This window comes from Agrobacterium sp. SORGH_AS_0440, from assembly GCF_031453135.1.
Taxonomy (GTDB): Bacteria; Pseudomonadota; Alphaproteobacteria; order Rhizobiales; family Rhizobiaceae; genus Agrobacterium; species Agrobacterium pusense.
The window spans coordinates 225,201-249,105 of record NZ_JAVIYR010000001.1 but is presented as its reverse complement, the minus strand read 5'-3'; the positions used below and the strand labels follow the sequence as shown (position 1 = coordinate 249,105).

The 23,905-nt window shown below is 60.2% G+C and carries 17 protein-coding genes and 2 pseudogenes; 9 read left to right on the top strand and 10 right to left on the bottom strand.

What is annotated here, in order from left to right; all coding sequences use genetic code 11:
• Positions 1–15: 15 nt before the first annotated feature.
• The 4 genes from QE453_RS01175 to QE453_RS01160 are packed head-to-tail and all read right to left on the bottom strand — an operon-like array spanning position 16 to position 3,503.
• Positions 16–870 (bottom strand): metal ABC transporter permease, encoded by an 855-nt coding sequence (locus QE453_RS01175; protein WP_309776199.1) that lies wholly within the window; start codon positions 868–870, stop codon positions 16–18.
• The gene (locus QE453_RS01170) at positions 867–1,727 is read right to left on the bottom strand and encodes a metal ABC transporter permease (protein ID WP_034496805.1); all 861 of its coding nucleotides are present in this window, start codon (positions 1,725–1,727) and stop codon (positions 867–869) included. The genes QE453_RS01175 and QE453_RS01170 overlap by 4 nt, the downstream gene beginning before the upstream one ends.
• On the bottom strand, positions 1,720–2,616 hold the full coding sequence (locus tag QE453_RS01165) for a manganese/iron ABC transporter ATP-binding protein (protein WP_309776198.1): 897 nt from the start codon (positions 2,614–2,616) through the stop codon (positions 1,720–1,722). The genes QE453_RS01170 and QE453_RS01165 overlap by 8 nt, the downstream gene beginning before the upstream one ends.
• Positions 2,613–3,503, bottom strand: coding sequence for a metal ABC transporter substrate-binding protein (locus QE453_RS01160; RefSeq protein WP_112766266.1), 891 nt, complete (start codon positions 3,501–3,503; stop codon positions 2,613–2,615). The genes QE453_RS01165 and QE453_RS01160 overlap by 4 nt, the downstream gene beginning before the upstream one ends.
• Before the next feature lie 284 nt (positions 3,504–3,787).
• Here QE453_RS01160 and QE453_RS01155 point away from each other — a divergent pair, with 284 nt between their 5' ends.
• Positions 3,788–4,723 (top strand): hypothetical protein, encoded by a 936-nt coding sequence (locus tag QE453_RS01155; protein ID WP_153775763.1) that lies wholly within the window; start codon positions 3,788–3,790, stop codon positions 4,721–4,723.
• Positions 4,724–4,977: 254 nt separating this feature from the next.
• Here QE453_RS01155 and lysS read toward each other — a convergent pair.
• From lysS to QE453_RS01125, 6 genes and pseudogenes are all read right to left on the bottom strand, one after another.
• Positions 4,978–6,478 (bottom strand): annotated as a pseudogene (gene lysS / locus QE453_RS01150) (lysine--tRNA ligase).
• 249 nt (positions 6,479–6,727) lie between these two features.
• A complete protein-coding gene (gene gltX / locus QE453_RS01145) occupies positions 6,728–8,185 on the bottom strand; it encodes a glutamate--tRNA ligase (RefSeq protein WP_022562751.1) in 1,458 nt (485 codons plus the stop codon).
• A gap of 213 nt (positions 8,186–8,398) precedes the next feature.
• A complete protein-coding gene (locus tag QE453_RS01140; RefSeq protein ID WP_309776197.1) occupies positions 8,399–10,171 on the bottom strand; it encodes an SLC13 family permease in 1,773 nt (590 codons plus the stop codon).
• 114 nt (positions 10,172–10,285) lie between these two features.
• Complete coding sequence (locus QE453_RS01135) at positions 10,286–10,702, bottom strand: hypothetical protein (RefSeq protein WP_022562749.1); 417 nt, start codon at positions 10,700–10,702, stop codon at positions 10,286–10,288.
• A 97-nt stretch (positions 10,703–10,799) separates the two neighbouring features.
• Positions 10,800–11,546, bottom strand: coding sequence for a TerC family protein (locus QE453_RS01130; RefSeq protein WP_004445214.1), 747 nt, complete (start codon positions 11,544–11,546; stop codon positions 10,800–10,802).
• A 193-nt stretch (positions 11,547–11,739) separates the two neighbouring features.
• On the bottom strand, positions 11,740–12,426 hold the full coding sequence (locus QE453_RS01125) for a TetR/AcrR family transcriptional regulator (RefSeq protein WP_004445213.1): 687 nt from the start codon (positions 12,424–12,426) through the stop codon (positions 11,740–11,742).
• A 163-nt stretch (positions 12,427–12,589) separates the two neighbouring features.
• Here QE453_RS01125 and QE453_RS01120 point away from each other — a divergent pair, with 163 nt between their 5' ends.
• The 8 genes and pseudogenes from QE453_RS01120 to QE453_RS01085 all read left to right on the top strand — a co-directional run bounded on the left by QE453_RS01120 (position 12,590) and on the right by QE453_RS01085 (position 23,558).
• Positions 12,590–13,801: an HlyD family secretion protein gene (locus QE453_RS01120; RefSeq protein WP_004445212.1), complete on the top strand. Its 1,212-nt coding sequence runs from the start codon at positions 12,590–12,592 to the stop codon at positions 13,799–13,801.
• A 34-nt stretch (positions 13,802–13,835) separates the two neighbouring features.
• Positions 13,836–15,419, top strand: a complete 1,584-nt coding sequence (locus QE453_RS01115; RefSeq protein WP_077986917.1) for a DHA2 family efflux MFS transporter permease subunit — start codon at positions 13,836–13,838, stop codon at positions 15,417–15,419.
• 244 nt (positions 15,420–15,663) lie between these two features.
• Positions 15,664–16,315: pseudogene (locus QE453_RS01110) on the top strand (pyridoxamine 5'-phosphate oxidase family protein).
• Between the two features lie 116 nt (positions 16,316–16,431).
• Entirely contained in the window at positions 16,432–17,454 is a 1,023-nt protein-coding gene (locus tag QE453_RS01105; protein ID WP_035207134.1) for a LacI family DNA-binding transcriptional regulator, read from the top strand.
• A 103-nt stretch (positions 17,455–17,557) separates the two neighbouring features.
• Positions 17,558–19,012: a xylulokinase gene (gene xylB, locus QE453_RS01100; RefSeq protein WP_072493040.1), complete on the top strand. Its 1,455-nt coding sequence runs from the start codon at positions 17,558–17,560 to the stop codon at positions 19,010–19,012.
• A gap of 226 nt (positions 19,013–19,238) precedes the next feature.
• Positions 19,239–20,549 carry a xylose isomerase gene (gene xylA / locus QE453_RS01095; RefSeq protein ID WP_125271326.1) on the top strand — a complete coding sequence of 437 codons (1,311 nt, stop codon included), beginning with the start codon at positions 19,239–19,241 and terminating at the stop codon, positions 20,547–20,549.
• Positions 20,550–21,256: 707 nt separating this feature from the next.
• Positions 21,257–22,636, top strand: a complete 1,380-nt coding sequence (locus QE453_RS01090) for a GH1 family beta-glucosidase (protein ID WP_309776196.1) — start codon at positions 21,257–21,259, stop codon at positions 22,634–22,636.
• Between the two features lie 292 nt (positions 22,637–22,928).
• Positions 22,929–23,558 (top strand): NAD(P)H-dependent oxidoreductase, encoded by a 630-nt coding sequence (locus tag QE453_RS01085; RefSeq protein ID WP_004445205.1) that lies wholly within the window; start codon positions 22,929–22,931, stop codon positions 23,556–23,558.
• Positions 23,559–23,905 lie beyond the last annotated feature (347 nt).

Below are 23,905 nucleotides of genomic sequence, written 5' to 3'. Positions count from 1 at the left end.
GTAAAAATCGTTCTTTTATATTGCCGTCTCATGGGCCGTGTCGGTACGGCGGGTTTTCCAGATGGTGCGGACGAATGTCGCGACGAAGGTGACGCTCATGAAGAGCACGATCGTGGGGGCGGGAGCGCTGTCGATCAGGAAACTCAGCCATATGCCCGCTAGCGACGAGGCGACCGCCACCGCAATGGCCACCAGCAGCATGGCGGAAAAACGCCGGGTCAGCAGGAAGGCGATTGCGCCCGGTGCGACGAGCATGGCGACGGAGAGAATGATGCCAACCGCCTTCAGCGCGCCGACTACGGTGAGCGACAGCACCATCAGCAGGCCATAATGCAGCACACGCACGGGCAGGCCGATGGCTCTTGCATGTTGCGCATCGAAGGCGTTGACCAGCAGATCCTTCCGCAGGATGCCGAGAAACAGAGTGGCGAAAAGCGCGATCACGCCCGTCTCCAGCATGTCCAAGGGCGCGATGCCGAGCATGTCGCCGAAGAGGATATGGTCGAGATGTACGTCGCTCTGCACCTTCACGTAAAGCACCAGTCCCAGCCCGAACATGCCGGAAAAGACGATGCCGAGCACCGTATCCTCCTTGATGCGGCTGTTTTCCTTGATGAAACCGGTGCCGAGGGCACATATCATGCCCGCGATGAAGGCCCCGATGGAAAGCGGGATGCCAACGATATAGGCCACCACCACGCCGGGCAGCACGGCATGGGAAACGGCGTCCCCCATCAGCGACCAGCCCTTCAGCACCAGAAAACAGGAGAGCATTGCCATGGGCACCGCGATCATCAGCGTGATCAGGAAGGCATATTGCATGAAGGGCAGTTGAAACGGCAGTATGGCCAGTTCGAGATATTCGCTCATGGCGTTTCCTCCAGCGCCCTGCGCGCCTTGGCGCGCGAGGCGAGCAGGCCGTGTTTGGGTGCAAAGACAAAGGCGGCAAGGAAGATCGCCGTCTGTAGCACCACGATGACGCCGCCGGTCGCGCCATCGAGAAAATAGCTGAGATAGGCGCCGATGAAGCTGGTGGCCGCGCCGATGATGAGGCTCATCAGGATCAGCCGCTCGAAACGGTCGGTTAGGAGATAGGCAGTAGCACCCGGCGTCACCACCATGGCGACGACGAGGAAAGCGCCGACAGTCTGTAGGGCGGCAACCGTGGAGGCGGCCAGCAGGGTGAAGAAGATCACCTTCAGCACTTCCGGTTTCAGCCCCACGGTGCGGGCGTGGTTCTCATCGAAGAACACCACCATGAAGTCGCGCCATTTCAGCGAAAGCACAAGGAGGCTGATACCGCCGATCAAAGCCAGCTGGATGGTGTCTTCAGCGGTGATGGCGAGGATATTGCCGAGCACGATGGTCTGGATATTCACCGAGGTCGGCGAGAGCGACACCATGAACAGGCCAAGCCCGAAAAACGAGGTGAAGATCAGGCCGATGATCGCATCTTCCTTGAGCCGTGTCTTCTGATTCAGAAACAGCATGGACCCGGCCGCCAACCCGCCGGAGAGAAACGCGCCGAGCGAAAAGGGCAGGCCCAGCATATAGGCTCCGGCAACCCCGGGAACGATGGCATGGGAAAGCGCATCGCCGATCAATGACCAGCCCTTCAGCATCAGATAGGCCGAGAGAAAGCCGCAGACACCGCCCACCAGTGCGCTGACCCAGATGGCGTTCAACATGTAACCATAGGTGAAAGGCTCAAGAAGGGTGTCAATCATCGGCTTTCTCTTTCGGAGCCTCAGAATCGCCCCTGTCCTGGCCATTTTTGCCGTAGATCACGAAGGGCCGCTCGTCATCGGTTATGACCTTCAGGCGGCGCGGATCGGCGTCGCTATGTAGGTCTGCCCCGCCGAGAACGAAGTGGCGCAGGCTGCCGCCGAAAGCCCTTTGCAGGTTTTCCTCTGTAAAGGTGTCGCTTGTTTTGCCCGACGCCAGAACCGTACCCTTGACGAAGACGGCGCGGTCGCAGAATTCCGGAACGCTGCCAAGATTGTGGGTGGAGACCAGCATGACGCGGCCCTCGTCGCGCAGCGCCTTCAAAAGCGCGACTATCTGCTCCTCCGTCGTCACGTCGACACCGGTGAAAGGTTCGTCCAGCAGGATCACCTGTCCTTCCTGCGCCAGCGCGCGAGCCAGAAACACTCGCTTCTTCTGCCCGCCGGAGAGTTCGCCGATCTGACGCTTGCGATAATCGAGCATGTTGACGCGTCTCAGCGCCTCTTCCACCATCTGGTGATCGCGCTTCGAGGGGATGCGCAGGAAATTCATGTGGCCATAACGGCCCATCATCACCACGTCTTCCACCAGCACCGGAAAGCTCCAGTCCACCTCTTCCGCCTGCGGCACGTAAGCGACGAGGTTTTTCTTCAGCGCCTCCTTTACCGGCAGGTCGAAGATCGAGACGGAACCGGCGGCCAAAGGAACGAAACCCATGATCGCCTTGAAAATCGTGGACTTGCCGGCGCCGTTGACGCCGACAAGTGCCGTGATCGTTCCGCGGGGAATGGAGAAGCTGGCATCTCTTAATGCGGTGTGGCCGTTGCGATAGGTCACTGTCGCATTTTGAACCGTCAGGCCGCCGCCTGATTTTTTACTCCCCATTCTCATGAAGACAGTCCCTTGGCGATGGTTTCGCTCGTCACACGCAGCAGGTCCAGGTAAGTCGGGACGGGACCATCAGCCTCGCTCAGCGAATCCACATAGAGAATGCCGCCATAGGCCGCACCGGTTTCCTCGGCCACCTGCTGGGCGGGATCGGCGGAAACGGTGCTTTCGCTGAAGATGACGTGGATATTATGCTCGCGCATGGCGTCGATCACACCCCGAACCTGCTGGGGCGTGCCCTGACTGTCGGCGTTGACCGGCCAGAGGAACAATTCCTTCAGGCCGAAATCGCGGGCGAGATAAGAAAAGGCGCCTTCACTCGTCACCAACCAGCGCTTGTTTTCCGGAAGGGCCGAAAGTTCATTGCGGATCGGCTGCACCGTGGCCCTGATCCTGTCCGAATAGGCCTTGGCATTGGCGGCGTAGACATCGGCGTGGGCGGGGTCGATCTCGCTCAGGCCCTTGCGAATATTTTCGACGTAGATCAAGGCGTTATCGGGAGACATCCAGGCGTGCGGATTGGGCTTGCCCTGATAGGCGCCGCCGCTGATCGCCATGGGCTTCACACCATCGCTCACCGTCACATCAGGCACGCCGGAGAGGTTAGTCAGGAATTTCTCGAACCACAATTCCAGATTGAGTCCGTTGCGCAGCACCAGATCGGCCTTGCGGGCCTTCAGAATGTCGCGGGGCGTCGGCTGGTAATTGTGGATTTCCGCGCCGGGCTTGGTGATGCTTTCCACCTCGGCCGCGTCACCCGCTACGTTGCGCGCCATATCGGCGATGATGGTGAAGGTGGTCACGACAACAGGTTTTTCCTGGGCAAGGGCGACGCCCGGAAGAAAAAGCGAGAAAGCGAAAATGGCGTGGCGGAATTTTTGGACGTTCACGTGCTCACCAGATTTTGTTGCGACTAATTCGCAATACCATCTGTTATAAAATCACCTTTGTCAACGCTATTGCAAATCATTCGCAAATCTTGAGATTTCTGAAATGTCCGAAAATGATGCGCTTTTGCGGGTATCTTGCCTGCGGGATTAAACTTTTTTCAATGAGAAAGCGGCACTATCGCAAGGCTCGGACAGCGTGGTCCGAAGCTTATCCCGCGTGTGTTCCTCATCCTTCGAGCCACGTTTCCGGGGTGAGGGCGAGAGGCGGGGTACTTGATGTCAGGATGTTGCGGGTGAAAGCTGTATTCGGACGAATGCGGTTTTCGCGCAAGCTCGTTATGATTGGAGGCGGGATCCTGCTTTTGGCAGGCGCGACCGGTTCCGCTGCCGTGTTCATCGGCAGCGAGCGGCTGCTTGGCCCATCCTATGCCTCCACCAATGGGCTTTCCTGCGACGCAGTCCAGACAGTGAATATCCGCAAGAACGGCTCGCTATGGGTACGCAAGTTCATTCGCACCGAAGGCGGAGACGGCACGGAGCGGTTGAAAACCGCCCTGCGCGTCGCCAAAGCGGTTTACGACAAACAGAAGCCCGATCTGGTTCAGGTCTCCGTGCTTGACAGGAACGGCCCGCAGCTGCGCTCGGAAATGCGTGGCCGGGCCATTGCCGCACAGGTGGTCTTCATTCCGGATCCGGCGAAAATTCCCGAGGGCGCCGAGGCCCGCCGTTATTCAGCCTTCTATTATGACGGCGCAGCAAATGGCAGCGGCCAGTTTTACGGTCTGCGCATCGATCTGCCGCTTGAAGATACCGAAGCCATGGCTGCCAGCCTCAGCGACTTCGCCGATTGTGCGACGCCGGTTGCGGAGCCGGAAGCGGGCGGCCACGAGGGCAAGTCCGCCAAAGGTCACGGCGAAAGCAAGGGCGGGGCCAGCGGCGAACATGACGCTGCGCCAACGGAGCCCGGCCATGGCGAAACTGCTCCGGAAGCACATGACGAAACTCCGTCTCCCGAAGCGCATGGTGAGACCGTCACCGACGAGCTTCTGACCTCGACACCGGAAGCCGAGGGCAGCAGCATCTTCAGCCTGTCCTATCTAAAGTCACTGATCTTCGGAAAAGGCTCGACCACCGCGCAGGCGGCGGAGGAAAAACCGATGGACGGAGAGGCGGCGGTGGCAGAGGAAGCTGCTGGCGAAAAGGCCAAGGCGGGGCATTGAGAGGGATTCGGCTGTTGCCTAGGCGTTCCTGTTTCATGCCGGCGGTAGGTTCCGCCGACGCTGCCTTGTCATGCTTGCCCGACGTCATCCTTGGGCTTGCCCCACGCCTCTAAGCACGTCAACAAAATCGCTACGTTAGCAAATCCTCGGGACAAGCCCGAGGATGAGGTTGAGTGAATATTCACCTTTCAGCGCCAACTTCAAGGGGATTGCAGCTTGCCCGGAAATTCGAACCGGGCAGCGCTCCTGGTGCCTCAATCCGCCTTGTTGCGGCGGGCCGGGAAGAGAATGACGTCGCGGATCGACGGGGCGTTGGTCAAAAGCATGATCAGGCGGTCGACGCCGATGCCGAGGCCGCCGGCGGGTGGCATGCCCCTGGTCGATGGCGTCGAGGAACTCGTCGTCCAGCTGCTTGTCCTTTTCGCCACGCGCATGCGCCTGTTCCAGCTGCTCCACCATGCGGCGGCGCTGTTCTTCCGGATCGTTGAGTTCCGAGAAGGCGTTACCCACTTCCCAGGCGTTGCAATAGCTTTCGAAACGCTCGACGAGGCGCGGTTCGCCCGGCACTTCCTTGGCGAAGGGCGAGATGTCTTTCGGAAAGTGCGTGACGTGGCTCGGCTGGATCAGCGTGCCTTCCACCTTCTCTTCGAAGATGAAGGCAAGGCATTCGCCCCAGGTCCAGTCCTTCTCGACAGCGAAACCGGCGGCCTTGGCGGCAGCGCGGGCTTCTTCGTCGGTCTTGATGGCGAGGAAGTCGATACCGGTTGCTTCCTTCACCGCATCAGGCATCGGCACGCGCTTGAACGGACCCTTGAACGAGATCGTCTGGCCCTGGAATTCCACCTCTGTGGTGCCGTGGAGCGAGATCGCCAGCGTCTCGAACAGCCGCTCAACGAGACCCATGATGTCTTCGTAATCGGCATAGGCCCAATAGCACTCCATCATGGTGAATTCAGGATTGTGCCGTGTGGAGACGCCTTCGTTGCGGAAGTTGCGGTTGATTTCAAAAACCTTGTCGGACAGGCCCGAAACCAGCGTGCGCTTCAGGAACAGTTCCGGCGCGATGCGCAGATACATGTCCATCTTCAGCGTGTTGTGGAAGGTCTTGAACGGGTCGGCCGTTGCACCGCCATAGACGGTCTGCAGCATCGGCGTTTCGACTTCGAGGAAGCCTTCGGCTTCCATGAAGCGGCGGATGCCGGAGAGAATCTTCGAGCGCTGCAGGAATCGCAGCTTGGATTCCTCGTTGGAGAGAATGTCGAGGTGGCGCTTGCGGTAACGCAGCTCGATGTCGGAGACGCCGTGCCACTTCTCGGGCATTGGCAGCAGCGACTTCGTCAGCATGGTGATTTCTTCGGCGTTGATCGTCAGCTCACCGCGCTTGGTGCGGCGCACCTTGCCAGTCACGCCGATGATGTCGCCGATATCGATCATCGGCAGCAGGTTGCGCGCCGCTTCCGGCGTCGTATCCTTGTGCGAGAAGATCTGCACCTTGCCCGAGGCGTCATGAATATCCATGAACATGCCGGAATTGCGCGAGGAATAAACGCGCCCCGCCACCGTCACCGTATCACCGGTCTCGACGTCGGCTTCGATATCGGCATATTTTTCCGCCAGCTCGGCATTGCTCATCGTGCGGTGGAAATGCGCCGGATAGACGTCGCCGATCTGCTCGCGCAGCAGCGCAAGTTTCTGGCGGCGCACTTCTGTCGCGTCGGAGGAGAGGGCGGTGGTTTCGGTCTTGGTGTCGGTCATCGTGTTCGCCTTTAGCGGGCTTGTTCGTTGCGGTTACCCTTGGCGCTCTGGGTTACCCCCCTCTGTCCTGCCGGACATCTCCCCCACAAGGGGGGAGATCAGATGCCGCGCCCGCCCGTTCCATGGGCAAGGTGTCAGCCGCTTGTCGATCTCCCCCTTGAGGGGGAGATGCCCGGCAGGGCAGAGGGGGGTGAGCCCCAGGCAAAGGGCGTATTCTAAAATGCTGCCGTCACCGCCAGCACGTCATCATCAGCTTCCGCTGCCAACCATCGTGGCCACAACGGCGATCGCAGCCTTCAGGCGCTGGCGCACGACGGAGCGGCCAAGCAGCGCCATCGAGTCAAACAGCGGCAGCGAGCGCGACGATCCGGACATGGCGACGAAAAGCGGCGGCGTGACGACACGCAGCTTCTTGCCAGTGCGTTCGGCCACATCGCGCAACTCCGCCTCGATGGCTTCCACGTTCCAGTCGGGCATCTTTTCGAGGTCTGCCGCAACCGTGGTGAGGATTTCGTGGATTTCTTCCGGCTTGCTCTTCAGCCCGGCAAAGGAGGCGGGCGTCAGGCCGGCATCGCTTGCGAGCAGGAAGCCGGCAAGGTTAGGCAGCTCGCCGAGTTTGGAAACGCGGCTCTGCGCAAGCTTCAGGCCCTCGGTCAGGCGGGAATTCTCCATCGCCCATTCCAGTGTGCGGGCAATGAACTCTTCCGGCGAAAGCTTTTCGCGCAGCCAGCGGCCGTTCAGCCAATCGAGCTTCTGAATGTCGAAAATGGCGCCGGCCTTGGAAAGCGCTTCCGGGTCGAACTTCGCGGCGAGCTCGTCCATGGTCAGAAGCTCTTCGCCCTCTGCGATCTGGATGAAGAACAGGCCGAGGAAGTTCATCAACGCTTCCGGCAGGTAGCCGAGCGCGGAATAATAGGAGATCGAGGTCGGGTTCTTGCGCTTGGAAAGCTTGGACTTGTCGGCATTGCGCATCAAAGAAAGATGCATGAACACCGGCTCCTGCCAGCCGAAATAACGGTACAGCAGAATGTGCTTGGGCACCGAAGCCAGCCATTCTTCACCGCGCGCCACATGGCTGATCTTCATCAGATGGTCGTCGATGACGTTGGCCATGTGATAGGTCGGCATGCCGTCGGCCTTGATCAGCACCTGCATGTCGACGGAATCCCACGGGATCGAGACATCGCCATAAACGCCGTCATGGAAATCGCACGAGCCTTCGGTCGGGATTTTCATGCGCACGACGTTGGCTTCACCGGCGGCAACGCGCGCGGTCACTTCCTCGGCCTTCAGGTTGAGGCAGTGACCGTCATATTTCGGCGGCTTGCCGGCGGCGCGCTGGGCCTCGCGCATCTGCTCCAGCCGCTCGGGCGTGCAGAAACAGCGGAAGGCATGGCCCTTTTCCAGAAGTTCTTCGGCATAGGGCCAGTACATCGCCTTGCGCTCTGACTGGCGGTAGGGACCGTAAGGGCCGCCGACATCGGGGCCTTCCGACCAGGTAAGGCCGGTCCAGCGCAGGGCTTCCAGCACCTTCTGCTCATATTCGAGGGTCGAGCGGGTGGCGTCGGTATCCTCGATGCGCAGGATGAACTCGCCGCCGTGTTTCTTGGCGAAGAGATAGTTGAACAGCGCGATATAAGCGGTGCCGACATGCGGCTCGCCGGTGGGGGAAGGTGCGATGCGGACGCGAACGCCGGAAGTGGTCATGAATTTCACTCGTCGTGACGTGGCGGTGACATCGGGGCGGTTCCACCCTGATACCACGGAGTTTTCGTTTGGATGCGGCAGGACATCATGTCAAAAGGCGAAAGGAAAGTGCCTTTTTCATATTCCCGTTCGGCTTGGGCTTAGGCCATATTCTGCCGCAGGCGTCAAGGAAATATGGAGTCTCCAGAGGTCGTCCGGTCCTGCCGGCTGGCTTCAGTTGACCGGCCAGACGTAAAGCAGCATCGGAATGCTGGCGATGACGATCATGATCGACAGCGGCAGGCCAAGCCGCGGATAGTCGCTGAAACGATAACCGCCGGGACCCATGACCAGCGTATTGCACTGGTGCCCGATGGGGGTGAGGAAATCGCAGCCCGCGCCGATCGCCACCGCCATCAGGAAGGCCTCCGGCCGGAAACCGAGCGTGGTGGCAAAACCCGCGGCAATGGGCGCCATGACCAGCACCGTTGCGGCATTGTTGAGAAAGGGCGTAACCGCCATGGCGGTGAGCAGGATCATGCCGAGCGCGGCAAAGGGCGGCAGGCCCTGAGCCGCGTTGCCGAGCCAGGCGGCGATCAACTCGCTGGCGCCGCTGGTGCGCAGCGAGTCGCTGACGGGAATGAGGGCCGCGAGCATGACGAGGATCGGGCCATCGACGGATTTGTAGACTTCGGTAAGCGGAATGGCGCCGACGACGATCATCATGAAGGCGGCTGCGAAAAAGGCGACCGAGACCGGGACCAGACCGCTGCCGGCCGCGATCATGGCGGCGGCGAGTACGATGACCGGCAAAAGCGCGCGGCGCTGTACGCCGAGCAGAATCTCCCGCTGCGCCAGCGGCAGCAGCGAAAATTCCTGCAGCACCTGCGGCAGGTTCTTGCGGCTGCCCTGTAAAAGGATGACGTCACCCGCCTGCAATGTCAGTTCCGAGAGGCGCTGGCTGACACGCTGGCCGCGCCGGCTCACCGCGATCAGGTTGACGCCACGCGTATAGGACAGCGCGAGTTCCCGCGCCGAAATGCCGTTCAGAACGGATTCGTTGCTGATGACGGCCTCCATGGAAATGAGATCGGCGGTTTTCTGGCCGTTCTCCATCAGGGGCTTGCCGGAAAGCAGCAACTTTGCCTGGGAGACGATGCGGTCGAGGCCTTCCGGGCTGCCTTCGAGCAGAACCGTGTCTCCGGCCTTCAGCGTCACGTCGGGAAAGGGGGAAATGCGCCGTGGTCCGCGCAGGATGGTGCTGGCGATGACATCGCCATCGGCCTGCTTGAGAAGTTCGCGCAGCGGCTTGTCCGCAAAGGTATTGTCTGCAGGCAGCGTCGCTTCGGCGGTATAGGCGGACTGGTCGAGAATATCCTCGACAGAGGCCTTTTCCCGGTTGCGCACCGGCAGCAACCGATAACCGAAGGTCAGGAAGATGATGCCGATGACGGTGAGGCCAGCCCCTACGGGCGTGAAATCGAACATCGAGAAGCTCTCACCGGTCATCTCCTCACGCAGGCGTGAGACGACGATGTTCGGCGACGTGCCAATCTGCGTCATCAGCCCGCCCAGCAAGGCGGCAAACGCCATGGGCATCAGGTAATAGGAAACCGGGCTTCCGGATTTGCGGGCGAACTGGAACGCGACGGGCATCATGATGGCGAGTGCGCCAATGTTCTTGATGAAGGCCGACATGACGGCGACGACGATCATCAGGAAGGCGAGCTGCAGGCCTTTGGAATGCATCTCGGGGAAATATTTCTTGATCGTCATGTCGACGATGCCTGAACGCGCCACCGCCGAACTGACAACCAGTGCGCTGCCGACGATGATGACGATATCATCCGAAAAGCCGGAAAATGCCTTGTCGAAAGGCACGACGCCGAGTGCTACAGCCACCAGCAGCGCGCTGCAGGCGACGACGTCATAACGAAACCTGTCCCAGATGAAGGCCACCATCATGCCGGCGATGACGACGAAGGCGAGAATCTGGTCTGTCGTCATTTGTGCGGGTTACTTTCGCATGCGGGGGATGGAATCGTATTTGCTTTTTTTGTCAGGGACCTGCTCATCAACGCAAGTGCGGGGCGGGAGTTCCTCGTGCCTGCGCACATCATTTCATTGCTTGAAAAATGCCTCGATAAAACGGGTTGCCTCGTCAGATATGCCGACGATCTTGTCTGTCGCCTGGCGGTAAAGTTTGAAATTGAGTTCGGTCTCAGGCTGCCCGTCCTCCCAGTCCCGGAAATCCCGCAACTGTGCCCGGCCGAGAGGACGCCAGGCCGTTGCCGTTCTCTTTATGGTGAGATCGACCCGGGGCGTTTGGCGCGCGATGCCCGGTCTGCGGGCAATTGCCCGGGTAGCTGTCACGACGCCGCTCGCAATGAGGCCGTGCCCGCCCTCATTTTCGCTGGCAAACAGGAAAACAGTATCGCCCGCCATGATGGTCTTGCCGCCATACATGGTTTTCTGCGCGGTGAATGCGAAAGTTTCCGCGTCGGGGTCTGAGATTTCCGCTTTAATGACGAAAGCCATGTCCTCGTCCCTTCGGGCGATGCCATGTGTCGGCCCCCTTGGTCCGGTTATGCAAGGCCCGCATGCTGCGGGCCCTACCAGTCGTTGCAGCTATCACTCAATGCAGCTGTTTGTTCTTTCGCCTTGCATTGCGCGCCAGCATGTTGAGCAGTTCCACCAGTGCCGAGAACGCCATGGCGGCATAGACGTAGCCCTTGGGAACATGGAAGCCCATGCCTTCGGCGATCAGTGTTGTGCCGATCATCATCAGGAAGGCGAGCGCCAGCATGACGATGGTGGGGTTACGCTCGATGAAATTGGCGAGCGGCGTTGCGGCCAGCAGCATGACTGTCACGGCCACGATGACGGCGACGATCATGATCGGCAGGTGAGGGGTCATGCCGACGGCGGTGATGATGCTGTCCACCGAGAAGACGAGGTCGAGCAGCAGGATCTGGCCGATGGCGGCGCCGAAATTCATGCCCACAGGGCCGCCTACCAGGTCTTCCTTGTGGTCTTCCGGGTCGACATTGTGGTGAATTTCCTTGGTCGCCTTCCAGACGAGGAAGAGACCGCCGGCGATGAGGATCATGTCCTTCCACGAGAATGGGTGGCCGAAGGCTTCGAAGACCGGTGTGGTGAGCTGCACGATCCATGCGACGGTACCAAGCAGGCCAAGGCGCATGACGAGCGCGAGGCCTATACCGATCTTGCGGGCTTTTTCGCGCTGTTCAGGCGGCAGCTTGTTGGTGAGAATGGAGATGAAGATCAGGTTGTCGATGCCAAGAACGACCTCCATGACGATCAGTGTGACGAGCGCCACCCAGGCGGCGGGGTCCGACAGAAGAGGGAGAATGGACTCCATCAGGTATGTTTTCCTTTCAGCAACAAGGCCAGCCGATATATTCGGTGGGTGGAATTTATAGCGCAATACGCGAGAAACAAGGAGATAGCTCCTGTGTTTGGCAAGATTTCATCGAAATTTCGCGCAAACCGCGTATCGGACGCCATTGCCTTGCCGGCACGATGCCGGTCAGGCCGTCCCTTGCTGAATGGTCTCAGGCCTTGTCTGTTCCGTAAGCCGCCATGAATACGTTGATGGCGCTGCTGATAACCCGGTCCAGTTCCTCGTCGGGAACCGGGCCTTCCAGTTCGCCGAACAGCCGCAGCTTGAAGAAGGTGCCGGTGGAAAGCTCGATATATTGCCGGGCGGCCAGTTCAGGATCATCCACTTTCAGATGGCCGATCTCGACCTGATGTTGGATGAAATCCAGGAGCACGGTGCGTACGTTGTTCGGAGCCGACAGGAAAAAGCGCTGCGCCAGTTTCGGCATGCGATCGATGACGCCGAGCACCGAACGCATGGCGGGGATCATGTCCGAACAGATCATCTTGTTGGCAAAGGCCTTGCCGAACTGCTCCAGCCCCTCGCGCACCTCCTCGGTGCCCTCAAGGATATGGCGCATGGAGGTGGCGAATTCGTTGCGATGGTGGTCGACGAGCGCAACGAACAGATCCTCCTTGTTGGAGAAATAGACGTAGATCGTGCCCTTGGAAACGCCCGCTTCACGCGTGATGTCGTTCATGCTGGCCGCATCGAAGCCCTTGCGCTTGAACACACGCCACGCACCTGCCAGAATCTGCTCGCGTTTGGCCGGGTCTTCGCCCGCCGCAAAACGCCCGGCGGCATTGCCCGGACAGCCCGTTTCCGTTTCCGTCTCCATATCCCTGTCTTCACCTGCCATCGCTACCGCCCTCATAGCATCACAACGGCGTAAAAAAAATTAACCGAACGTCGAACCAATCGGTTCGATAACACTTGATATGTGTCAGGAAAGAGATTATGTCAATCGAACCGAACGGTTCAGTTCGAAAAACTTTCTTCAATCTATCACGGTAAGCTCTCTCATGTCGGCCCAGAAGAATAATGCGGTTCGCGCCGTCAACGATGCGGAAGAGGCGGATATCTCCGCCAAGGCCGAGACCTCTCCCGCAAAGCCGGCGGAGGCGCCTTCCCAGCAGCCGCAGGCAGCGCCGGCACCAAAGCAGAAGAAGCGCTCGAAGCTTCTGCCTGTCATTGCCATTGCACTGCTGGCCGGTGCTGGCTGGTACGGTTACAACTGGTGGATCGATGGTCGCTTCCTGGTGTCGACGGACGACGCCTATATCGAAGGTGACATCGCGGTCATCGCGCCGAAGGTTTCCGGTTACGTCGCCAGGGTGAACGTGGTCGAGAACCAGGAAGTCAAGGCGGGCGACCCGCTGGTGACGCTTGACGACGGCGATTATCGTATCGCGCTTGACCAGGCCGAAGCGCAGATCCGCACCGAGGAACTGTCTCTGAAGCGTATCGATGCGCAGATCATCGGCGGCGAAGCGGCGCTCGAGCAGGCCGTTGCCCAGAAGGGCGCGCTGGATGCAGCCCTTCGTGGTGCGGAAATCACCCAGAAGCGCGCAAGCCAGCTGCAGGCAAAGGATGTCGGCACGGTTGCCGCGTCCGATAATGCGCAGGTCGCGCTCGATCAGGCCAAGGCGAATGTCGTCGCCGGCGATGCCGCCATCGCCTCGGCCAAGGCCAATGTGGAGCTCCTGCGCGCCCAGCGTCAGGAGGCGGAAAGCACCATCCGTTCGCTGCAGCTGTCCCGCGACAAGGCGGCCCGCGATCTGTCCTTCACGGTTCTGAAGGCGCCTTATGACGGCGTTATCGGCAATCTCGCGGTACAGAATGGCGATCTGGTGTCTGTCGGCAAGCGTCTGGCTTCGCTGGTGCCGATGAACGAGCTTTATATCGACGCCAATTTCAAGGAAACGCAGCTCGCCCGCGTCGTACCCGGTTCGAAGGTGCGCGTGCATGTCGACGCCTTTGACGACGCGACGATCGAAGGCACGGTCCAGTCGATCTCGCCGGGTTCCGGCTCGGTCTTCTCGATGCTGCCGCCGGAAAATGCGACGGGCAATTTCACCAAGGTCATCCAGCGCGTGCCGGTTCGGATCGTCTTCTCCAAGGAAGACCTCGAAAAGCATAATCTGCGCGCGGGCCTCAGCGTTGTTGTCGATGTCGATACCCGCACGGCGCCGGAAACCACCAGAACGGCGCAAGCTAATCCGCAGGCCAAGTAAGGCGCGTCTTTGACGCACCGTTGAGGGCAAGATCATGGCGGCTACGGTTGTCGGTACGGGCGGGGCGTCCATCCCCGCCGATCCTCCGATGGACAGGCGCAGGCTCATCGCATTCTTCGCGATGGTCTTCGGCATGTTCATGTCCATTCTCGACATTCAGATCGTTTCCGCCTCGCTTGCGGAAATCCAGGCCGGCCTCGGCGCCGGCTCGGATGAGATCGCCTGGGTGCAGACGTCCTATCTGATCGCGGAAGTCATCATGATCCCGCTATCGGGCACGCTGGCGCGCATCCTCTCCACGCGCGTGCTCTTCGCCACCTGTGCTGCGGGCTTCACGATCTCGAGCGCGCTCTGCGCCACTGCCACCAATATCGACCAGATGATCGTTTACCGCGCGATCCAGGGCTTTATCGGCGGCGGCATGATCCCGTCGGTCTTTGCGGCCGCCTTCACCATCTTCCCGCCGTCCAAACGCTCGGTCGTCTCACCGATCATCGGTCTCGTCGCCACGCTCGCGCCCACCATCGGCCCGACGGTCGGCGGTTATCTTTCCAACGCCTTTTCCTGGCACTGGCTGTTTCTCGTCAACATCATCCCCGGCATCATCGTCACCATCCTGACATGGAGCCTGATCGATTTCGACAAGCCGGAGCGGTCGCTCTGGAAGAAGTTCGACTGGTGGGGACTGATCTCCATGGCCGTATTCCTCGGCTCGCTGGAATATGTGCTGGAAGAGGGTAACAACAAGGACTGGTTTAACGACGAGCACATCGTCATGGGAACGGTCGCCATGGTTATCGGCGCGGTCGTCTTTTTCTGGCGCGCCTTCAAGGTAGAGTTCCCCGTGGTTGATATCCGCGCCTTTGCGGACCGCAACTTCTCCATCGGCTCGCTGTTCTCCTTCGTCATGGGCATCGGGCTTTACGGGTTGACCTATCTCTACCCGCTCTATCTCGGCCGGGTGAGGGGATATGACGCGCTGATGATCGGCGAGACCATGTTCGTGTCCGGCCTTGCGATGTTCTTCACCGCGCCGATTGCCGGCAAGGTCTCCACCAAGCTCGATCCGCGGGCGATGATGGCCATCGGCTTCATCAGCTTCGGCTGCGGCACCTGGATCATGACGCATGTGACGACCGACTGGGATTTCTACGAGCTGCTGATCCCGCAGATCCTGCGCGGTTTCGGCCTGATGATGTGCATGGTGCCGATCAACAACATCGCGCTCGGCACCCTGCCGCCCGCCCGTATCCGCAACGCCTCCGGCCTGTTCAACCTCACGCGTAACCTCGGCGGCGCCGTTGGTCTTGCCGTCATCAACACCATGCTGTCGCAGCGCACGGACGACCATTATGTGCGTCTGGCCGAACATATCAGCTATTCCAACCCCAAGGCGCTGGAATGGCTGAACAGTGTCGGCGCCAACTATGATTCCTACGGGCTGGACGGCGCATCCGTCGCGGTCAAGAAAATGGTCGGCATGGTCTCGCAGCAGGCATGGATTCTAGCCTTCGCCGATGTGTTCTTCGCGCTGACGCTGCTGTTTTCCAGCCTGATCTTCATGACGATCCTGATCCAGAAACCCAAGGCAGCGCCGCCACCAGACGCGGCGCACTGATAACAATCCCCTCCCATCCACCGCAGAGCTGGGGCCGTCGGAAATGACGGCCCCTTTTTTATATCCGGCCAAAATCCCCATTTCGCCTGTTGCCAGATTTCAACTGTTGATCGCAGCGGGCAAGCCATGTATATCAATTTATGAGGCACGTACCTCAAAGGCGCAAGGGGAGCGAAAACGGGGCCGGGAGGACGGCTGACCGGGATTGTGGCCCCTTGGGCAGGGCGGTTCAGAGGGGGAGATCATGGCGGCCTTGGAACTCAATCCAGACTTCGCAATCACGGATGAGCAGTCGCTTCGCGGCCTGTTCGAGCCGACACATGCCCTCGCGCTACAGAAGTGTCAGGACAGGCTCGGCGAACATGCGCAGGAATTCATTCGGCGTTCGCCGTTTTCTCTGCATTGGCACCCAAAACCTTGAGGGAAAGGCCGATGTCAGCCCTCGCGGCGATCCGCCGGGCTTTGTAAAGGTTCTCGACGCGCGCACGCTGGCGATCCCGGACCGGCCGGGCAACAATCGCCTTGATACGCTCAGCAATATCATCGCCAACCCCATTGTCGGTCTCTTGTTTATCGTGCCCGGTTTCGACGACACCCTGCGGGTGAACGGGCGAGCGACACTGAGCACCGATCCAGAACTACTGAAGCTGATGAGCGTTGCGGATCGTATCCCCAAACTTGCCATCGTCTTGAAGGTGGATGAGGTCTTCATGCATTGCGCCAAGGCGTTCCGGCGCTCCCACCTGTGGGATCCCGCGCATCACCAGTCCCGGTCGGAAATGCCCTCGCTTATCAAGATCATCTTGGATGAAACGTCGCGCACTCCGACAAATGGGGATGACCTGCGGAAGATGGATGAGCAGCTGGAGCAGGACTACCGCCGGACCCTCTATTAGCCTCAGCCAATGCCGGGATTGATATTCCGCAGCCATTTGATGAATTATGAGGTACGTACATCATTTTTCGATTTACGGCGGCGGCAAAGCTGGATATGCAGGAGGCGGGAGGAGCCATGAAGCCGACAGTTCACGATATCGCCGAGCGGGCGGGCGTCAGTCTCGCCACCATCGACCGGGTGCTGAACATGCGTCCCGGCGTGCATGCGGCGACGCGGGCGCGGGTGGAAGCGGCCATTGCCGAACTGGGTTATGTGCGCGACATCGCCGCCGCCAATCTGGCTAAGGGGCGCAATTACTCGATGATCTTCATCCTGCCCGGCAACGACAATTCCTTCATGGCGACGCTGCGCGCCGAGGTGCGGGCTGCGGCCAGCCGCTCGCATCTGGAGCGGACGGCGATCCGCGTCATCGAGGTGCCGCCGTTTAATGCTGCGGCTCTGACCGAGGCTCTGGAAGTTGCGCGCCGGGAAAAGCCATCCGGGGTGGCCTTCGTCGCCACCGATTCCGAAGATGTGGCGGAGGCCGCCGACCGGCTGGCGGAAGACGGCATCGCCACGGTGACGCTGGTGTCGGACCTCTCGGGTTCGAGGCGCGACCATTATGCCGGCGTAGACAACGTCGCCGCCGGGCGCACGGCGGCGAGCCTGATGGGACGTTTTCTTTCCGGGCGCGGCGGAGATGTCGCCGTTGTGGCCGGCTCCATGCTGGTGCGCGACCATCGCGAGCGTCTGGAAGGGTTTCGCGCCGTCATCGAGGCAGAGTTTCCCCAGGCGCGGCTGCTGCCGGTGCTGGAGGGCAGGGACGATCCGCTGACCGTCGAGGCGCTGGTGCGCGAGGCGCTCGGCAATGCAACCCTCGCCGGCATTTACAGTCTCGGTGCCGGTAATCGAGGTCTCATCCGCGCGCTTGGAGCGGTAGATGACGAAAGACCGCTTTCGGTCATCGCCCATGAGCTCACCGAAACCACCGCCAATGCGCTGCGGCAAGGGCTGCTGGATGCCGTGCTCAACCAGGACGCGGGTCACGAGGTGCGCAGCGCCATACGCGTGTTGAAGGCGCGCGCCGATGGCCTGCCCGTCATCGCCGCGCAGGAACGTATTCGTATCGATATCTTCCTCAGGGACAATCTTCCCTGAAGAAACTCTTCCGAAGGACAAGTGGCCGCCGGTTTTCCCTCTGGCGGCGGCTTTAAAAAACCGCATGAACTTTGGCGCATGGCGCGCCGGAATGGAGAAATACATGTATCTCGGTCTCGATCTTGGCACTTCAGGCGTCAAAGCCCTGCTGATGGACGGCGATCAGAAAATCATCGGCTCGGCCAACGGCTCGCTGGATGTCTCGCGCCCGCATCATGGCTGGTCGGAACAGGACCCGGCCGACTGGATCGCCGCGACGAAAACCGCAGTTGCCGGCCTGAAGCAGAAGTTTCCGAAAGAGCTTGCCGCGGTGAAGGGCATCGGCCTTTCCGGCCAGATGCACGGCGCCACACTTGTCGATGCCGATGGCAAGGTGCTGCGGCCCTGCATTCTCTGGAATGACACCCGCTCCCATGCCGAAGCAGCCGCACTCGACGCTGATCCGCGCTTCCGCAAGATAACCGGCAATATAGTCTTCCCTGGCTTCACCGCGCCGAAGCTCGCCTGGGTGGCAAAGAACGAACCTGAAGTCTTCGCAAAAGTCGCCAAGGTATTGCTGCCGAAGGATTATCTGCGGCTGTGGCTGACCGGTGAGTATATCTCGGAAATGTCCGACTCCGCCGGCACCTCCTGGCTCGATACCGGCGCTCGCAAATGGTCTTCCGACCTGCTTGCCGCGACGGGGCTCGATGAAAAACACATGCCGTCTCTGGTGGAAGGCACGGATGAGGCGGGCGTTCTGCGCGCCGAGCTTGCCTCCGAATGGGGCATTTCCGGCCGGGCCGTGGTTGCCGGCGGAGCGGGCGACAATGCCGCCTCGGCCTGTGGCATGGGCACGGTGAAGGAAGGTCATGCCTTCGTGTCGCTCGGAACCTCTGGTGTGCTCTTTGCCGCCAATGCCTCTTATCTGCCGAAGCCGGAAAGCGCAGTTCATGCTTTCTGCCACGCGTTGCCCAATACCTGGCACCAGATGGGCGTCATTCTGTCCGCCACGGATGCGCTGAACTGGTATTCGCGGCTGACAGGCCAATCCGCCGCCGATCTGACCGGCGAACTCGGAGACACGCTGCTTGCCCCCACCGGTGTCACCTTTGCACCCTATCTTTCCGGCGAGCGTACACCGCACAATGATGCTGCCATCCGCGGCTCCTTCATCGGCCTTTCGCATGAGAGCGACCGCAAGGCGCTGACGCAGGCCGTGCTTGAGGGCGTGACCTTCGCGATCAGGGACAATCTCGAAGCCCTGAAATCCGCCGGCACCTCGATCTCTCGTGTCACCGCCATCGGCGGCGGCTCGCGTTCGGCCTATTGGCTGGCGTCGATTGCCACCTCGCTTGGTGTGCCAGTGGATATTCCCGCCGAGGGCGATTTCGGTGCGGCCTTCGGTGCTGCGCGTCTCGGCCTGATTGCTGCAACCGGGGCTGACCCGGTGGCGGTGTGCTCGCAGCCGGAGACGGCGCGGACGATTGAGCCGGTGGCCGATCTGGCCGGTGCCTATGAGGAGGCTTACCGGCGGTATCACGCGGTTTATCCGGCGATTAGGGGGCTATCGCATTGAGGTGTTGAGGGTGCGGCTTCACCCCCCTCTGCCCTGCCGGGCATCTCCCCCTCAAGGGGGGAGATCGGCAAGCGGCGGACACTTCGCTTCATCTTCAACCTCGCAAGAGGTGGACACCTAACCTCGAGTCGATCTCCCCCCTTGAGGGGGAGATGTCCGGCAGGACAGAGGGGGGTAGCCACACCCTCCATCAATTAAACCTAACCCACCAAGGAGGAACCACCCAATGAGCACAGGCTTCTTCGGCGATATCGCCAAGATCAAATATGAAGGCCCCGACAGCACCAACCCGCTGGCCTTCCGCCATTACAACCCCAACGAAATCGTTGCCGGCAAGCGCATGGAAGACCATCTGCGTTTTGCCGTGGCCTACTGGCACACCTTTACCTGGCCGGGCGGTGACCCCTTCGGCGGCCAGACGTTCGAGCGTCCATGGTTTGAAGACAGCATGCAGGCCGCGAAACTGAAGGCCGACGTGGCGTTCGAATTCTTTTCGCTGCTGGGTTCGCCGTTCTACTGCTTCCACGATGCCGACGTACGGCCGGAAGGCAAGAACTTCGCTGAAAACACCAAGAACCTCAACGAGATCGTTGATTATTTCGCGCAGAAGCAGGCCGATACCGGCGTGAAGCTCCTTTGGGGCACGGCCAACCTCTTCTCCAACCGCCGCTTCATGTCGGGTGCCGCGACCAATCCCGATCCTGACGTCTTCGCTTTCTCCGCCGCAACGGTGAAGACCTGCATGGACGCCACCAAGAAGCTCGGCGGCGCGAACTACGTTCTGTGGGGCGGCCGCGAAGGCTACGAAACCCTGCTCAACACCGATCTGTCGCGCGAGCTCGACCAGCTCGGCCGCTTCCTCAATCTGGTGGTGGAATACAAATACAAGATCGGTTTTGAAGGCACGATCCTTATCGAGCCGAAGCCGCAGGAGCCGACCAAGCACCAGTACGACTATGACGTCGCCACCGTTTATGCCTTCCTGCAGAAGAACGGTCTCGACAAGGAAGTGAAGGTCAATATCGAGCAGGGCCACGCCATCCTCGCCGGCCACTCTTTCGAGCACGAGCTTGCCATGGCCAACGCCTTCGGCATTTTCGGCTCCATCGACATGAACCGCAACGATTACCAGTCCGGCTGGGATACGGACCAGTTCCCCAACAACGTGCCGGAAATGGCGCTGGCCTATTACCATGTGCTCGCCGGCGGCGGTTTCAAGAATGGCGGTACCAACTTCGATTCCAAGCTGCGTCGCCAGTCGCTCGATCCGCAGGACCTGCTGATCGGCCATATCGGTGGCATGGATTGCTGCGCCCGTGGCCTCAAGGCGGCGGCGAAGATGATCGAGGACGGCGCATTGTCGAAGCCACTCAAGGAGCGCTACGCCAAGTGGGATTCGCCGGAAGCCCAGAAGATGCTGCGCGGCGAGCTGAAGCTCGACGAGATTGCGGCATTGGTCGAGCGCGAGGATATCAATCCTGAGCCAAAATCGGGTCGTCAGGAATATCTCGAAAACGTGGTCAATCGTTACGTTTGACGTGATGGAGGGGGTGACGGCAACGTTGCCCCCTCATCGCCCCGCTGCGCTCCGGCACTTCGCCCCGGCGGGGAGAAGAACAAGCTTCACGCTCCTTGCCAAACGCGGCGGGCTCGGCACATTTCTTCTCTCCGCCGGAGGAGCCCAAAGGGCTGGATAAGGGGCCCCGCTCTCAGTTCTGCTCCAGAAGAAGCGGACAACTCTGCGCCACCCCTCCATCCTTTTCAGTCACTTCCGAAAAAATTCTTCCTCTCCCATCCCCATTGCCTCCGTTGGCTGCATCATTCCTCCCGCAACCGGAACGGAAGGGCGATACGCGCGGCGCCTTTTGCGAACCGGTTGCCGGCATCGACAAGCATGGTTCTGGTAGACCGTGTTTCGGAGAGGCGTCCCGCACGGCCAGAGGCGGGAAGGGCTGATCGGATAGATGTCGTGAAAAGGCTGTAAGCGTGAGGCCATGATCATGGTCTCTATAATGCGGCCCGGTGCATGCAAATACTTCCACCAATACCTGTTCCACCCGCATTCACCGGGCCTGCCTTCCACGCCGCCGGCCGAGCGCCGCGGCGACGTTTGCGCATGCAAAGCGCTTTGGGTCTGTTCACCGCGCATCCTGAAACGTTGTAGATTCCGCCGAGCCCGACTGTACCTCGCAGGCGACATGGTCTAAACCGCTGCTGATCTTTTCACATCCGATGGACTCTCCGATGACCGATCCCAAAACGCTCGCAGCCCGTTTCCCCGGCGATTTCCTGTTTGGCGTCGCAACTGCCTCGTTCCAGATCGAAGGTTCCACCAAGGCGGATGGCCGCAAGCCCTCCATCTGGGATGCCTTCTGCAATATGCCGGGCCATGTCTTCGGGCGTCACAATGGCGATATCGCCTGCGATCATTACAATCGCTGGGAGGAAGACCTCGATCTCATCAAGGAGATGGGGGTGGAGGCCTATCGTTTCTCGATCGCCTGGCCGCGCATCATTCCCGATGGTTTCGGGCCGATCAACGAGAAGGGTCTGGATTTCTACGACCGTCTCGTTGATGGCTGCAAGGCACGCGGGATCAAGACCTATGCGACGCTGTACCATTGGGATCTGCCGCTGACCCTGATGGGGGATGGCGGCTGGTCTTCCCGCTCCACGGCACATGCCTTCCAGCGTTACGCCAAGACCGTCATGGCCCGCCTCGGCGACCGGCTGGATGCGGTGGCGACCTTCAACGAACCATGGTGCGCGGTGTGGCTCAGCCATCTCTACGGCGTCCACGCGCCGGGCGAGCGCAACATGGAGGCCGCGCTTGCCGCCATGCACCATATCAACCTCGCCCACGGTTTCGGCGTGGAAGCTTCCCGCCACGTCGCGCCGAAAGTGCCGGTGGGGCTGGTATTGAACGCCCATTCCGTCATTCCCGCTTCCGATGGCGAGGCTGATCTGAAGGCGGCCGAGCGGGCCTTCCAGTTCCACAATGGCGCGTTCTTTGACCCGGTCTTCAAGGGCGAATATCCCGCCGAGATGATGGAAGCGCTGGGTGATCGTATGCCCGTCGTGGAGGCGGAAGACCTCGGCATCATCAGCCAGAAGCTCGACTGGTGGGGCCTGAATTATTACACGCCGATGCGCGTTGCCGACGACGCGACACCGGGCGCGGAATTCCCCGCGACTATGCCCGCACCGGCGGTCAGCGATGTGAAGACCGATATCGGCTGGGAGGTTTACGCTCCGGCGCTGAAGTCGTTGGTTGAGACGCTCTACAAGCGTTACGATCTGCCGGAGTGCTACATCACCGAAAACGGCGCCTGCTACAATATGGGCGTCGAAAACGGCGAGGTGAATGACCAGCCGCGTCTCGATTATTACGCCGAACACCTCGGCATCGTCGCCGATCTCATCCGCGATGGTTACCCGATGCGCGGTTATTTTGCCTGGAGCCTGATGGATAATTTCGAATGGGCCGAGGGATACCGCATGCGTTTCGGCCTCGTCCATGTGGATTATGACACGCAGGTGCGGACGGTCAAGAATAGCGGCAAGTGGTACAGCGCGCTGGCTTCGGGTTTTCCGAAGGGGAACCATGGGGTGGTGAATGGGTGAAACCTCTCCAACGTCATCCTCGGGCTTGTCCCGAGGATCTGCAACCTACTGATTTTATTCAATGTGATTATATCCTCGGCACAGGGCCGAGGATGACGTCGAGAGGATGTATCGCGGGCACGCCAAAAAGTTCTCTCCCCTTATTATCAGTTTTCCAAACTTTTTTATCGGTTACCCCACGGTGCCTGCTTGCGCCTGCCGTCCCGGCTCCTATGTGAGACGGGCTACGAAGCGTAGCGCCCATCCTGCCGTCAAGGGGCAGGGCGGGCTGGTCCTCCCAGGGAAAACGAACATGCTTATCGAAAAACTTAACTGGCGTTATGCCACCAAGAAAATGGACCCTTCCAAGACGGTGTCCGAAGACAAGGTTGAGCGCATTGTCGAGGCAGCGCGGCTGGCGCCCACCTCCAGCGGTCTTCAGCCCTTTGAAGTCATCGTCGTCACCGATCCGGAAGTGCGCGCCAAAATCCGCGAGATTGCCTGGAACCAGGCGCAGGTGACCGAAGGCTCGCATCTGCTGGTCTTTGCGGCGTGGGATAATTACACCGAAGAGCGGATCAACCATATGTTCGATCTGGTCAATGAAGAGCGCGGTATCAAGAATGAAGGCTGGGAAGCCTATCGCCAGATGCTGCTTAACACCTATCCGCAGCGCGATCAGCAGGTGAATTTCGAGCACGCCGCCCGTCAGGCCTATATCGGTTTCGGCATGGCTGTGGCGCAGGCCGCCTTTGAGGGTGTGGATTCCACTCCGATGGAAGGTTTCGATCCTGCCAAGCTCGATGAAATCCTTGGCCTGCGTGAGAAGGGCCTGCGCTCCGTCACCATCCTGCCGCTCGGTTATCGCCAGCCGGAAGGCGACTGGCTGGTGAACCTGAAGAAGGTGCGCCGTCCCGCCGAAGAATTCGTCAGCCGCGTCTGATTCAAGGTACTCGCAAAATCTTGACTGCCGCAGGGCTGCACACGCGGCTTTGCGGTAGATTTTTCCTCTCTTTTCAGATAATTGAAAAAACATCCCTGTTAAAAGGTGGCGTGTGCGGGCAAGTATGCGCCATCGAATTGCCGATCCCCGGCATTTCTGAGTGAAAGCCTGACGAAATGACCCGGAAAATCAGCTGTCATCGAATGTGCCCGAAGGCTGCATGAAGAGAGCGGTTCAGCACCGCAACAGGATTTTTTGAGACCCGATCCGTCACGCATTCCCAGAGTTCACAATGAGTTTTCCATCCAGTGCGGCCTCGCCCGCGCGCCAAGAACAGGCGGTCCCTG